Origin of the sequence: Borreliella kurtenbachii (assembly GCF_030437945.2) — a bacterium.
In the GTDB taxonomy this organism is placed as follows: domain Bacteria; phylum Spirochaetota; class Spirochaetia; order Borreliales; family Borreliaceae; genus Borreliella; species Borreliella carolinensis.
In genome coordinates, this window is the sequence record NZ_CP124058.1 from 257,679 (window position 1) to 272,429 (window position 14,751).

Here is a 14,751-nt window from a genome sequence, read left to right on the forward strand (position 1 = left end):
GCATGACATGGACTTTGAAGGTCTAAGTATTAGATATAAAGGAATTATATTCACAATATTTATCCTAATTACTATCTTTTTAGGATTTTTTTTAAAAAATCTTAAATTCGATGCAAACATCTTAAAGCTTATACCTAAGACTAAAGAAACTGAAAGCTTAATAGACATTGACAAAAGTAATTCACTTTTATCTACAATAGTAATATTTCAAGATAAAAAAAATATTTTCAATAAAAAAAATTTTAAAACAATAAACAGCGTAATCGACGAAATAACTAAAATTTTAAAAGTATCTCCAAATGCGGTTACAAGCATATTTTCTTATTTTCCGCAATTTAAAAAAGAAATCTACACAGATAAAGATATAGAAGAAATAAAAAATAAAATAAAGTCAACTCCATTTGTAAAAAACACATTCTTAGGCAACTCAGAAAATTTAATATACTTTATAATAATCCCATCAGAGAGCGACAAAATCAACTTCAGTAGAAACTTAAAAACTGAACTTGATGAAATGGAAAAAACAATTAAAAAATATGAAACTGACGATTTAAAGTTGTATCTTACAGGAGATTTAATAGTAAGAGAAAAAATCTTAAACTACATGGTTGAAGACTTCAAAATCTTAGGCCCTCTTGCTACTTTTGTAGTAATAATTTCTCTTTATCTTATTATAAAAAATCTAATTGGAGCATTAATTCCTATTTTTATTGCATTATTATCATTGATTTGGACTTTTGGAATTAAAGGGCTTGTACAATCCCCTATTACAGTGCCAGAAACTTCAATGATTGTTTTACTTATTTCAATCGGATGCGCCAATGCTGTACACATAATAAATGAAATATTTAAATTAATAAAAAAAGAACAACTCTCAAAAGAATCCATAAAAGCAATAATTAAAAAACTCAAAACTCCCATTCTGTTAACATCTCTTACAACTGCATTTGGATTTTTATCTCTTACAACCTCTTCAATTAATGCTTACAAAACAATGGGTATTTTCATGTCAATTGGAGTCATTATCTCAATGATAATCTCATTAACTGTTTTACCTGGAATAATAACATTAATCCCATTTACAAAAAAAAGATCTTTTGAAAAAGAAAATAAACCAAACAAAATATTTTTCCTTGAAAGACTTGCCAAACTAAATATACAAATAACAAAATCTATATTAAAAAGAAAATATACATCCTCTATAATGGTCCTCATTATACTGGGAATTTCTTTTGTGGGTCTTTTAAAAATTGAAATCAATTTTGATGAAAAAGACTACTTTAAAGAAAGCACAAGTGTAAAAAAAACATTAAACCTAATGCAAAAAGAAATGGGGGGAATATCGATTTTCAAAATAGAGCTTGAAGGAAAACCTGGTGAATTTAAAAATGCTAAAGCAATGCAAACCTTAGACTTAATTACAGATAAGCTTGATGCATTTTCTGCAAAAACTCAATCCAGCTCTATTAATGGAATTTTAAAATTTACAAATTTTAAAATTAAAAAAGAATCTCCACTAGAGTATAAACTACCTGAAAACAAAATCATACTAAACAAACTAATAAATTTGGTAGATAGAAGCGATTGGACTAAAGACAATAAAAAAATGTATATTAATGACGATTGGTCATTAATATCTATCATAGTAAGAATTGAAGACAACTCAACTGAAGGAATAAAAAAATTTGAAAAATATGCTATTAAAACAATTAATGAATACATGCAAAATAATAAATATCATTTCTCAGGAGTTTATGATAAGGTGTTAATAGCTAAAACAATGGTAAAAGAACAGATTATGAACATTATAACAACTCTTGGATCAATAACTCTGCTACTTATGTTTTTCTTCAAATCTATAAAAACCGGAATAATTATTGCAATCCCAGTAGCATGGTCAGTGTTTTTAAACTTTGCTGTAATGAGATTATTTGGGATAACCTTAAACCCTGCAACAGCAACAATTGCGTCTGTAAGCATGGGAGTAGGAGTAGATTATTCAATTCATTTTTTCAATACGTTTATTTTACAATACCAAAAAAATCAAATCTACAAAACTGCACTTCTTGAATCAATACCCAGTGTATTTAATGGAATATTTGCAAATTCCATTTCTGTTGGAATAGGATTTTTAACTCTAACATTTTCGTCTTATAAAATAATATCAACTCTTGGAGCAATAATTGCTTTTACAATGCTAACGACATCTCTTGCATCGCTAACTCTTCTTCCATTATTAATTCATTTATTTAAACCTAGAGTAAAACTCGCCTCAAATAACAATTTAAAAAATTAAAATAATAATTTAATGACCTCTCGCATATTATCTACAAGATAAAAATTAATGCCGCTTTTAATGTTAATAGGAATCTCTTCTAAATCAACTCTATTTGCCTTAGGAACAATAATATGCTCAACACCACTGCGCTTTGCTGCAATTATTTTTTCTCTAAGGCCCCCTATCATCATTACATTCCCAGTAAGAGAAAGTTCTCCAGTCATAGCCAAATGGGGTCTAACAACCTTATCAAGAGCAAGAGAAATAAAAGCACTGGCTATTGTAATTCCCGCAGAAGGCCCATCTTTTGGGGTAGCTCCTTCTGGAATATGTAAATGAATAATATTTTTTTCAAAAAAAGATTTACTAATGCTCAAATCTTCTTTAATGCTATTAACATAAGTATAGGCAATATTAGCAGATTCTTTCATAACATCCCCAAGTCTACCTGTCAATTTAATTCCACCCATTTTGGACTCTGTCTTTACAGTCTCAATCATTAAAGTTGAACCCCCATAATTTGTCCAAGCAAGGCCCATTACCATCCCTGAATACATAGCATTAGGCATGCTTTCCTTTCTAAAAACAGGCACACCAACATATTCTTCCAGATTGTCATTGGAAATTTGGTAAGACTTAACCTCGGTATTCTCAATAAGCTTTCTAGCAACCTTTCTTACAATTTTGTTTAAATATTTTTCAAAATTTCTCACCCCATTATCTCTTGCATATTCTTGAGCAATTTGAACAAGAGATGAACTTTGAAATTTTAAAGAATCTTTATCAACTCCGTTTTCACTTAAAACTTTGGGAATTAAATACTTTCTTGCAATCTCTATTTTTTCGTTATCAACATATCCAGAAATTTCAATAACCTCCATTCTATTTAACAAAGGTCTTGGTATTGTTTCAACAGAATTAGCGGTTAAAATAAAAAATACATTTGAAATATCAAAAGGAAGATCAAGATAATGATCTCTAAACCTAACATTTTGTTCAGGATCTAAAACTTCAAGAAGAACTGAAAAAGGATCTCCATAACTTGAAGATGAAATCTTATCCACCTCATCAATTAAAAAAACAGGAGAATTTGTCTTAGTAATTCTTAAGCCCTGAATAATTTTTCCAGGCAAAGCACCAACATAAGTTCTTCTATGTCCCTTAATTTCTGACTCATCACGCATTCCACCAACAGAAAATCTAAAAAACTTGGTACGCAAAACCTTTGCAATAGCTGCCCCAATAGAAGTTTTCCCCACACCAGGAGGTCCCACTAAAAGAATAATCGCCCCTTTTTGGGTTTTTCTTAATTTAAGAACAGAAATATATTCAATAATTCTATCCTTAACTTCGTTCATTCCATAATGAGTTTTATCTAAAATTTTTTTAGATTTTTGCAAATCTAATTTATCAAAATTTTTTTTCAAATCTCGCCAAGGAAGCTCAGTAATAAGTTCAAGATAATTTCTAACAACAATGTATTCAGCCGAACTTGTCTCAAGAAGTGAAAATTTTTCTAACTCTTTTTCAACTACCTCTAAAGGTTCCCCCTTTAACTCTAAAGCCTTTAGCTTGGTTTTAAGCTTTTCCAAATCGCTGTTTTTTTTATCTCCTATGCCAAGTTCAGCTTTAATAGCCTTAAGCTGTTCTTTTAAAAAAAACTCTTTTTGCTGTTTCTCTAATCTCTCTTGAATGCCTTTAGCAATTTTATTTTGAATTTCAATTAAATTAAGCTCTTCATAAATCAGTTCTAAAACTTTTTTAAGCCTGTCTTTTATATTCAAAGTTTCAAGAACTATTTGATGATCATTTTTTGAAGATGAAATAGTGCTGGCCACAATATCACATAGTTTTCCCTTATCCTCAATATTAACCATATTTAATTGAATTTCCGGCATTTTTCTATGCGCAAATATTTCTTTAGTTCTAAGCAAAATACTACTGTAAACTGCCTTTGACTGAATATCATCTTTTCTAACTGGAATTTGCTTTAAATAGTCAATCTCAATTATGGGGAACTTGTCATTAAGAACAACTTTAACAAATTTAATCCTATCAAAAGTTGAAACGAATATATTGTAACCGCCGTCTGGAAGATTAATTTTTTTTATTATCTTTCCAGTAACTCCAACAGAATAAATATCTTTACTATAATCAATAATTAATTTCTGTTGAGCATTATTGTTGTTTTTCCCTAAAAATTTATCATTCAAAACAAATAAGGCAATGATTCCATTGCCTTTCATAGCATAATCGATTGCTCTCATGTCAGAATCAGAGATTATAACAATCGGAATAAACATCCCTGGAAAAACTGGGTGAGAAGGAACCGCTATTAAAGGAACTCTTGCGGGCTTATTAGAATGAGGCAAAATTGCAGCTACAACTTTTTCTTTTTTTTTATCCCCTGACCTAGCTTTCTTAGATTTATCCATAAAACTTGAAATCTCCTAAGCTAATTATAACAAAACAAATATTTTATGGAAATTCATTTAATAATATTTTTTTTTATTATAAAATGATAAAATGAGAATTTTCACAGTTAAAATTATGCCCATGAATTTGGATTACAGTAAAAATTACAATCCACTAAAACTACACCATTTAATAAAAAAATAATGGCTACTACTTAAAATTAATCTATGGTGAAGTTAGTAAAGAAGATCCTTGAAAAATCGATTAAAAATGAATTCTAGAGAAGTAAATGAAAATTTGGAAACAAAAAGAAACTAATATACAAGCCCAAGAATTAACTCGAATTGCCAAGCAATACAATATTAATGCCCTTGAAGCAACTTTACTTATAAAACGAGAAATCAAAGAAGAAGATTTTATGTTTTTCCTTGAAGACAGTGTAAATTTATTACACAACCCATTTTTATTAAAAAATATAGATAAATTTATAAACAGAATTAATAAAGCAATCAAAAATAATGAAAACATATTAATCTTTGGAGATAAAGATGCTGATGGAATCACCGCAACAATAATAATGTATGAAACTCTTAAAGACTTTGGGCTTAATGTAAGCTATAAAATACCTTCAAATGGGGAATTTTATGGACTTTCAAACGAATTGATCAACAGAGCTTTAGAAAAAAAAATCTCTTTAATAATAACTGTTGATAACGGCATTTCTAGCATTGAAGAAATAAATTATGCAAATTCTAAAGGAATAGAAATAATAATAACAGACCACCATCTTCCAAGCGAAGACTTTAAAACTAAAAGCATAGTTATAAATCCTCACCTAAAAGATGACAAATATCCATTCAAAGAAATAGCGGGATGTTGTGTAAGTTTTAAAACCTGCCTTGCTCTTAGTATGTCCTTTACAGACCTTTATTCTAAAAACCTTGTATTTTTATTTTTAGAAAAAACAAAAAATGAAATTATTCTTCATGCAATAGAAATAAACAACTACATTCTAAAACAATATCTAAGATTAAATAATAAAAATGAACCCTTAATTAACTCAAACAAACTAGAAAAATTTATACAAAACAAATACGTAGTAATCTTTAACAAAGAAGATCAAAACCAATTATTAAATAAACACTTCGCAAGAGGTATAGACATAAACACAATTGATATTAGTGAAAATTTTATAAAAAAATATCCAAATTTTAGAAAAAAAACATTAACAGACTTAATCCAAGCAACTAAATATTTCAAATATAAAGAAGTTGAGATTAAAGACAAGCTTTACTATATATTTTATAATATAGTTTTTGAAATTAACAAAAATTTGCTCCAAAAATGCCTAAAAAGACTTAGCTTTGCTGCAATAGGAACAATAGCAGATAATATGCCCATTATTAATGAAAACAGAATAATCCTAAAAGTAGGGCTTAAAGAAATCGCACTAAGAGAGAGAATGTCTATTAACTATCTATTAAAAGATGCAAACATATTAACAAAACCAAATATAAATTCAATGGATATTGCATATAAAATTGCACCAATACTAAACTCAACAGGAAGGCTTGAAAAAGCAGATATTGCAATAAATTTTTTACTAACTAACGACATTAATCAAATAGAAAATAAATTTAAAGAAATAAAAGAAATCAACGAACTGAGAAAACACAAAGAAGAAAAAGCTTGGAATTCGCATAATAAAAATACTATTTTTAAAAACGATAAATTCATAGTTTGCTATGATAAAAATACCCCAAAAGGAATAGGTTCTAGAATTGCAACTAGAATTTCTGCTTACTACCAAAAAGTTGCTATTTTTTTAACAAAGCAAGACAATATTATTAAAGGATCAATTAGATCAAACAATAAAATCAATTCAAAAACACTAATATCAATAATACCTTCCCATTTAGTAATAAATTCGGGGGGGCATAAAGCTGCTGCTGGATTTACGCTGCATGAAAATTCACTAGAAGACTTTATTAAAGAATTAGAATACGCAACTACAAAAGTTGAATATGAACCTACTGATGAAAATAAATCAATACTAATAGATGCTATTCTTCCAAAGAATTTAACAAAAGATTCTCTTTTCAAAACAATAGAAATATTTGAACCTTATGGCTATGAATTTAGAGAGCCAATCTTAATGATGGAAAATGTTTATCTTCAAGAACTCAAAATAATTGACAAAAATCATAGCTCAAAACATATAAACATGCGCATTAAATCACAAACTGATTACTATAAAGCTATTTTTTTTAACGGAACAAAAACAATAGAAGAATTAGATATAAAAGAAGATCAATACTTGGACATCATTTTTACAGTTAATGAAGATTTTTATTGTCCTAGGGAAAAAATTTTGAAAATTATAGACATAAAAAAGAGCGCTCAAATCAATGCATAGAATACAAAAAACCCTACTCATATTATGTATTCTAGGAATAGAAAATATAAATTCAGAAATAACAAATACTGTTCCTAAAGTTCAATATAAAAAAGAGGCATTTCAAGGAGATTACATATACTTTGCAAGTAACGAAAATTTTAAAAGTTTATCACTTTTAAGCACAAATAAAAATCCAATCATAAGCTCTTCTCCATTTAAATTTACAGTGGGAAGTAAAATTTATTACATAGCATTTATGGGAATTACGCCAATGATAAAAGAGGGTAAAAGAAAAATTCAAATAGAATTCGAAAATAAAAGCTACATTAAAGAAATAGAAATAAAAAAATTTAACTTCAAAAAAACAAAAATTAGCTTTAATAAAGAAAAAGCCAAGCTTATAACCCAAAAAAAATCCACAAAACAAAAAGAACAGGCTTTGATTTTGTGGAATATTATTGGCAATACTGGAGACACAACAATATACCACTATGATGCTTTAGTTAAACCAATAAAAGATCAATATATTGTAACAAGCCAATACGGAGATTTAAGGCTTTACATGCAAGGTAGCAAAAAAATTTCAAATTATACAATGCACAATGGAATTGATTATGCCCCATTTAAAAGAGAAAATACTCCAATTTTTGCTGCTGGTAAAGGCAAAGTTGTATTTGCACAAAATAGAGAGCTAACAGGCAACACCCTTATAATACAACATTTACCAGGCGTATTTACAATTTACCTTCACCTCTCAAAATTAGGAATAAGTGAAAATAAAATAGTTAGTGCTGGGGAATATATTGGACATACTGGAAATACGGGCCTCTCAACAGGCCCTCATTTACACTTCGAAGTAAGAATTAATGGCATAGCAATAAACCCAGATTTCCTTTTAAATGGCATGCTTATTGACAAAAATAAAATAATAAATAATATTAAAAGAATAGAGTAAAAGGAGGTAATTTTTTGGTAACAGTCACTGTGGACAAAAATGAAAATCTTGAAAAAGCATTAAAACGTTTTAAAAGAATGATTGAAAAAGAAGCAATTATTCGCGAATGGAAAAGAAGAGAATACTATGAGAAACCATCCACAATACGTGTAAAAAAGGAAAAAGCTTTTAAAAGAAAACAAGCAAAAAAAGTAAGAAAGTTAAAACAAAAAACTAATAGATAGAGATCACAAGAGATGTTCAAATGGATATCTCTTTATTTTAAATTAATACCTCTCTTGGTTTTGATCCATTAACAGGTCCTACATATCCCATATCTTCCATAATTTCAATAATTCTGGCTGCTCTATTGTAGCCTATCTTCAATCTTCTTTGCAGATAAGATGCTGATGCTTTTCTTGTGACTTTAACAATCTCAAGAGCTTCATCAAACATTGGTTCATCAGAAGGGCCAAGAGCAACTAAATCTGGCTCTTTTATGCTATCAATAAATATTTCATCATCAATATAATTTGGAGAACCGAATTTTTTAACCTCCTCAACAAGTCTGTAAACTTCTCTTTCCTTTAAAAATCCGCCCTGAATTCTTTGGGGAAAAGGATTTAAAGAACTAATATAAAGCATATCCCCTTTTCCTAAAAGCTTTTCAGCCCCAGAAGACCCAAGAATTATTCTGGAATCCATAGAACTGGCTACCATGAAAGAAATCCTTGAAGGAAAATTGGCTTTTATTACCCCCGTAATAACGTCGACTGAAGGTCTTTGGGTTGCAAGAACCAAATGAATCCCCACGGCTCTAGCCATTGCAGCAAGTCTAGAAATTAAATTTTCCAAATCTTTTCTTGCAGAAAGAATAAGATCTGCAAATTCATCAATAATTATTACAAGATATGGCAAAATCATTAAATTCAAATTCTCATCTTTTATTTTTTTATTATAAGAAGAAATATCTCTTACCAATAAATTATCAAGAAGCACATATCTTCTCTCCATTTCATCAAGACACCATCTAAGAGCTTCTAAAGCTCTCTTGACATCTGTAATAACTGGGGTTAATAAATGAGGAATATCATTGAAAAGTTTAAGCTCAACTATTTTGGGATCTATCATAATTAATTTCACTTCATCTGGGGATTTTGAAAAAATAATTGAAGCAATTAGCGAGTTCACACAAACAGATTTACCCGCCCCAGTTGCACCAGCTATTAACAAATGTGGAGAATTAACAAGGTCAAAAACAATATTTTCACCACTAATCTCTTTTCCAAGAGCAAAAGGAATTTTAAAATCACCTCTGAATTCCTTGCTGTCTATTATCTCTGAAATCAAAATAAACTCACGCCTTTTATTAGGAATTTCAATTCCTACAGCTTCTCTGCCAGGAATTGGAGCAATAATCCTAACCCTAATAGCTGCAAGCCTTAAGGCAATATTATCAGAAATAGAAGTAATCTTAGAAAGCTTAATTCCCTTATCTGGGCGAACAGCATACATTGTCACAACAGGGCCCTTAATAATATCAATTAATTTGGCATTAATATTAAACTCTTTTAATGTCTCCTGAAGAATCATTGATTGCTTTTGAATTTCTTTATCATACTCAATATCCTCTACATCATTTTTAATCTCTTTCTGGTCAAAAACTGAAATATCAATAACGTAAGAATCGCTTTTTTTATTCAAAGATACATTTTCGTTATAAACATGAGAAGTAGCAACTTGACTAATTATGCCCTTAGTCCTTATCTCACAGGCTTTAACTTTTCCACTAAGAATTAACTTATTATCCTCAAGATTGTCTAAATATTTATACTCACAAGACTCATCAATTTCATCTACATTTTCATCTGAATTTAAAGCGCTATCATTTAAAGTCTCCTTATTTAAAGAGCTTGCTTCTTCGAGATCTGAGCCTTCAAAAACAGTTTTGTCTAAATTAATATTGGAAGGTTTTTTATTGTTTCTTAAAAAAGCGCTAAATGACCATAAAGCTTGATATTCCTCATCATTAATAATATTCTCTTTATCATCAAAAACTTGAGAATCTTTTAGATCATCTGCAGAATCTACATAAACTTTAATATCTTTTTTTACATCTAATGAATTTGAAAAGGGGAAATAACTTAATATGTTTTCAAACAAAATTTTAATCTTAAACTCTAAAAACTTAAAAGCATCTAAAATAAAATTAATATCTTTAAAAAAGACATAATTCAAGTAAATCCAAACAACAAATTCTAAAATTAAAAGAGTAAAAATAAAAAAATTCCCTAATACTATACCAAAATTAATAAGAAATATCTTAATAAAATAGGACTTTTCAGTATTAGAATTAATTTTTATTAAAAATATTAAAGTGAAAAACAATATTACGGTATAATTCCAATTAAATACAAATCGTTTAGTAAAAATATGTTTTTTATAAGCGTACCAATTAACAATTGGATATACTATTAAATAAAATGACAAAAATGAAAAAACATTAAGAAGTATTTGTCCCAATAGATTAAAAACAAAAAATATAAATACATTGCTTAAAGGGGTCAATGCTACAAAAAGAGAAAAAGAAATAACCGAAAGCATGAAAAAAAACAAAAATTGAAAATACTGATAAAAATCTTTCATATTCTAAAAAAATAACAAACTTATAATTGAAAGTGCAAATAAATATATCGAAAAATAATACAGCTTTTTGTTATTAAGCATTTTAAAAAAGAAATTTATTGAGAAAATACCAACAACAAAAGCAACCAATGCTCCTAAGTTTATTTCAAAAAAATTTAAAACCACAAAAATATCATAAAATTCTTTATGTTTTAACAAAATCGCTCCAAAAACTATTGGGATTAAAGATAAAAATGAAATTTCAAATGCACTTTTTCTATTAAATCCAATAACCGAAGCGGAAAAGATTGTAATTCCCGAACGAGAAATCCCTGGAAACGCACCTAAACCCTGCATCAGCCCCATAAAAATTCCCACTAACAAAATATTACCTTTAAAATCAATTTTAAAAAAATTAAATTCTAGCATCAAAATTAAAATCCCTGTTATAATAAAATTAATTAAAACAAAAGGTAAAGTAAATATTCTCTCGTATTTTGAAATAAAAATCCCAACAACTCCGGTAACAATAGTTATTATTAATATCAGCAGTATTAATTTTAAATTTTCTAAATCGGATTTACCAGTTTTTCTTAAAGAAAATCTAATAAAAGTTAAAAAAAGCTCTAAAATTCTTTGGCGATAATAAATAATAATCACTAAAACTGTTGCAAGATGTAAATAAATGTCAAATATTATTGAGAGCTTTAAATTCATAAAATGCCTAAAAAGCAATAAATGTCCCGAACTAGATATTGGCAAAAACTCTGTAATACCTTGAACAATACCCAAAATAATTGCATTTAAAATATTTGTCATTAATGCTCCATGCTAATTTTTGGGAAATTCGCCCATAATTTTAACTATTACCGAATCTATTCCCTTTTTTTCATACAAAGCATCATAAAATACCGAATAAACCAATATTTTTTTAATATAATTTCTAGTCTGACTAAAAGGAATTGCTTCAATAAAAAGCTCTTTTGACAAATGTCCATAACTTTTTTCCCACTTTCTAACATTGCCAATGCCTCCATTGTAAGATGCAAGAGCCTTATAAAGACTGCCAGTCGTAGATATTCTTTTTTTTAAATAATATGTTCCAATTATTATATTATCTTTTGGAATCTTTAAATTATAATTAAAATACTTAAGTTCTTTAGAAATATCATTTGCTGTTGATGGCATAACCTGCATAAGGCCAACAGCACCAGGCTTTGAGACAGCATTTTTTTCAAAGCTACTCTCCGCTTTTATTAAAGAAAATACAACACTGGTTTCAAGCCCCCGCCTTTTAGACCAATATTCTACCAAAGATCCATACAAATAAGGATAAAGCCTTTTATAATCATTTTCCATTAAAGCCGATTCATCTTGATTTACAAGATAATTAATCACAAGAGTTGCATCGTAGTAATTTTCACTCTTTAAAAGTTCATCGTATACTTTTCGATAAAAATCGAGTGAAAATTTATATCCATTCCTAAAATCCTCAGAAATAAACCCTCTAACATAATTGGAAAGATTGAATTTTAAAAACCCTTCCAAAAAAATCTCATAATCAGATTGCTCATATTTAATATCAGACCCACCTGTAAAAAATTCATCAATATTTTGATCTAGCAAGTATCTGCTCATAAATGAAGAATAAGACCATTTATCATAATTAACAGAAGAATGTAAAAGATTCTTGTATTCTCCGCTTACACCAGGTTTAATTAATTTATGATATATAAGCCTTGCATTAATAAAAGCAAGCTTAGACAAAATAGAATTAGAAATAACTTTCTGAGCATTAGAATAAAGCTTATAAAGATTGCCATAGTCTTCAAGCTGAATTGATTCTAAAATATAATCTTCTAAAATCTTAATAAAAGTAGAATTTTTTTTATCACCCTCAGTATAAAACTTGGCTACGCTTTCGGCAAAATAATCTCTTGCACTCTTAGTAAAAATTAAATTGCTAAAAGCAGTATTAAGCAAATCAAGCCTATTAACCTCATTATTAAAATTTAAACCTTCAAGATATTCTTTTAAAAGAAGAAGTCCTAAATTATTTTTTTCTCTAAGATTTAAAATACCTAAATAATAATTTTTATATTTGCTCCTTATTTTACTAAAAAATGTTAAAGCATTTGAAATTTTACCAGAACTAATAAAGGCCTTATAAATATCACTTAATACAATGTTATTATCATAATAATCATTTAAACCATTTTTATTTAATATATTTATTGCACTATTAAAATTGCCATTTGCCACTTCATACTTAAATCTAACAAGATTTAAAAAATTTGCACCAAATAGCTTAGACTTATTTTCAATAATAAAATAATCATAAGCTCTTACATGTAAATAATTTGCAGGTAAATTCTCAAAAAGTTCATTAAAATAAATTTTTGACTCACTTACATTAGAAAGATTAAGATAAAGAGCTGCTTTTAATAAAATATTTTCATTTTCCTGATAATCAGAAAATTCCATCTTATCAAGCTTATTTAAAAGACTAATCGCCTTATCGTTTTTCTTTTGCCAATAAAGACTTTTAAAGTAACCTAAGATAATAAATTTATTATTTTCGTATTTTTTATAAAGCTTCTCCCCAATCAATTCAGATGCAAAATATTCTTTTATTGAGTTAAAATATTCAATAAGCTTAATTCCAGCAAACTGGGATGCAATACTATCCCCATTAGCTATAGCCTTTTTCATATACTCTACAAATTTCTCTTCAAATCCTATTTTTTTAAATAAATAAGCAACATATACATAAGAACTCGGGTCTATATTAAAATGCTTGTCAAAATTTTTTTTTGAATAATCAAAATTCCACAACCAATTCAAATTATTTAAATCAAACTCTTTTGAATGTGCCCTAATAAAATTATTGCCTGAGATTTCTTTTTTTGCAAAGCAAGAAACTAAACTTAAAAATAAAAAAAGAAAAAGAAAATTTTGCAATACAAAAGAACCTCTACTAAACATATTGATCTTTTTCATATCTCTCAATTCTCTTTTTACCATATTCAAAGTAATATGAAACAAAATCTCTAGGCTTTAAAATTTTTGAAAAAACTAAAAACAAAGAAAAAAATATCAAAAGAAAAAGAGAAATAAGGCTCAAATACAGCATAGGAGAGTGAACCACTCCTTCACTTGTATTTAATTTAAAACCGTTTTTCATCTCATCATTCTCAAAATCTTCTCTAAGATCTAGTTCAACATCTTCATCTGAAGTATCTATTAACTCTTTATCAATATCTGCAATAATGTCTTCAACGCTTAAATCACGCAAATCTTCTTCTTCCTCTAAAGAAGAATCTTCTAATTTTTGAAACTCAAAATTATTAAGATTTAAAGATCTCTCGTCAATATGCTTGATTTTTTCATTTTCTAAATTAAGCTCTTTAGGATCAACAAGACTATCGTCGTCATTATCATCAAAATCTTCGAAATCTGAATCATTTGTCTGAATTTTTTGATCTTCTTCGGTTTTTAGATTTAAAGAATTAATAGTAGGTATGCTTATATCAGAAACATCTTTTTTGACAAAATCATCTTTTTCTTCAAAATTTAAATCAAATTCAGAACCCAAATTTTCAACAGACAAATTATTGCCAATATCACTTTTAAAATCATTTAAAAGGTTATCTCTATTAGATTCTTTAAAAGTTTGATTAAAATCTACAAGACTTAAATCAAACTTCGATTTATCTTGAATCCCATCAGACTCACTATAAACATAAAGTATTTCATCCATAACTTTAAAATAAACATTGACACTTGAACTTTCCTTTTTTAAATTATCCAAGAAAAAAGAACCAACTAAAAAAGGATCTAAAAAATCTTCATATTCGCTAACATAAAAATTCAACTTAATACTGGTATCACCTTCAACCTTGCCCAATATTATTCTCTTAACAGAACTATCATCTAAATTTAAAACCGAATAATACTCATTATTAGATAATTTTATCGCTAAAAACCCTTTCAAAAATCATAACCTCTTTGCTTTGTTAATTTTATTGAAATCAAACTTATGTACTAATTATAGTTATCATTATTATTATAACTATAATATAATATAAATAATGTGATATT

8 protein-coding genes and 1 pseudogene are annotated in these 14,751 nt (G+C 27.7%); 4 read left to right on the forward strand and 5 right to left on the reverse strand.

What is annotated here, in order from left to right; genetic code table 11:
• The first annotated feature begins 7 nt into the window (after positions 1-7).
• Positions 8-2,296 carry an efflux RND transporter permease subunit gene (locus QIA22_RS01810; protein ID WP_301611470.1) on the forward strand — a complete coding sequence of 763 codons (2,289 nt, stop codon included), beginning with the start codon at positions 8-10 and terminating at the stop codon, positions 2,294-2,296.
• Here QIA22_RS01810 and lon read toward each other — a convergent pair.
• Positions 2,293-4,713 (reverse strand): endopeptidase La, encoded by a 2,421-nt coding sequence (lon, locus tag QIA22_RS01815; RefSeq protein WP_301611471.1) that lies wholly within the window; start codon positions 4,711-4,713, stop codon positions 2,293-2,295. The genes QIA22_RS01810 and lon overlap by 4 nt on opposite strands.
• Before the next feature lie 269 nt (positions 4,714-4,982).
• Here lon and recJ point away from each other — a divergent pair, with 269 nt between their 5' ends.
• The 3 genes from recJ to rpsU are packed head-to-tail and all read left to right on the forward strand — an operon-like array spanning position 4,983 to position 8,270.
• The gene (recJ, locus tag QIA22_RS01820) at positions 4,983-7,109 is read left to right on the forward strand and encodes a single-stranded-DNA-specific exonuclease RecJ (RefSeq protein ID WP_301611472.1); all 2,127 of its coding nucleotides are present in this window, start codon (positions 4,983-4,985) and stop codon (positions 7,107-7,109) included.
• Positions 7,102-8,046, forward strand: coding sequence for a M23 family metallopeptidase (locus QIA22_RS01825; protein WP_301611473.1), 945 nt, complete (start codon positions 7,102-7,104; stop codon positions 8,044-8,046). Before recJ ends, QIA22_RS01825 begins: the two co-directional genes overlap by 8 nt.
• 14 nt (positions 8,047-8,060) lie before the next feature.
• Positions 8,061-8,270, forward strand: a complete 210-nt coding sequence (rpsU, locus tag QIA22_RS01830; protein WP_002656880.1) for a 30S ribosomal protein S21 — start codon at positions 8,061-8,063, stop codon at positions 8,268-8,270.
• A 37-nt stretch (positions 8,271-8,307) separates the two neighbouring features.
• Here the strand turns inward: rpsU and QIA22_RS01835 are convergent, their stop codons facing one another.
• The 4 genes and pseudogenes from QIA22_RS01835 to QIA22_RS01850 all read right to left on the reverse strand — a co-directional run bounded on the left by QIA22_RS01835 (position 8,308) and on the right by QIA22_RS01850 (position 14,644).
• Entirely contained in the window at positions 8,308-10,671 is a 2,364-nt protein-coding gene (locus tag QIA22_RS01835) for a DNA translocase FtsK (RefSeq protein ID WP_301611474.1), read from the reverse strand.
• Positions 10,668-11,469 (reverse strand): annotated as a pseudogene (locus QIA22_RS01840) (undecaprenyl-diphosphate phosphatase). The gene QIA22_RS01835 and the pseudogene QIA22_RS01840 overlap by 4 nt, the downstream one beginning before the upstream one ends.
• Before the next feature lie 12 nt (positions 11,470-11,481).
• Entirely contained in the window at positions 11,482-13,635 is a 2,154-nt protein-coding gene (locus tag QIA22_RS01845; RefSeq protein WP_301612200.1) for a flagellar assembly lytic transglycosylase, read from the reverse strand.
• A complete protein-coding gene (locus tag QIA22_RS01850) occupies positions 13,628-14,644 on the reverse strand; it encodes a hypothetical protein (RefSeq protein WP_301611476.1) in 1,017 nt (338 codons plus the stop codon). The genes QIA22_RS01845 and QIA22_RS01850 overlap by 8 nt, the downstream gene beginning before the upstream one ends.
• Between the last annotated feature and the right edge of the window lie 107 nt (positions 14,645-14,751).

Bases quoted from the DNA above. Each gene is read 5' to 3' on its own strand.
- QIA22_RS01810 (WP_301611470.1), top strand. From the start codon at position 8: ATGGACTTTGAAGGTCTAAGTATTAGATATAAAGGAATTATATTCACA.
- lon (WP_301611471.1), bottom strand. From the start codon at position 4,713: ATGGATAAATCTAAGAAAGCTAGGTCAGGGGATAAAAAAAAAGAAAAA.
- recJ (WP_301611472.1), top strand. From the start codon at position 4,983: ATGAAAATTTGGAAACAAAAAGAAACTAATATACAAGCCCAAGAATTA.
- QIA22_RS01825 (WP_301611473.1), top strand. From the start codon at position 7,102: ATGCATAGAATACAAAAAACCCTACTCATATTATGTATTCTAGGAATA.
- QIA22_RS01835 (WP_301611474.1), bottom strand. From the start codon at position 10,671: ATGAAAGATTTTTATCAGTATTTTCAATTTTTGTTTTTTTTCATGCTT.
- QIA22_RS01845 (WP_301612200.1), bottom strand. From the start codon at position 13,635: ATGTTTAGTAGAGGTTCTTTTGTATTGCAAAATTTTCTTTTTCTTTTT.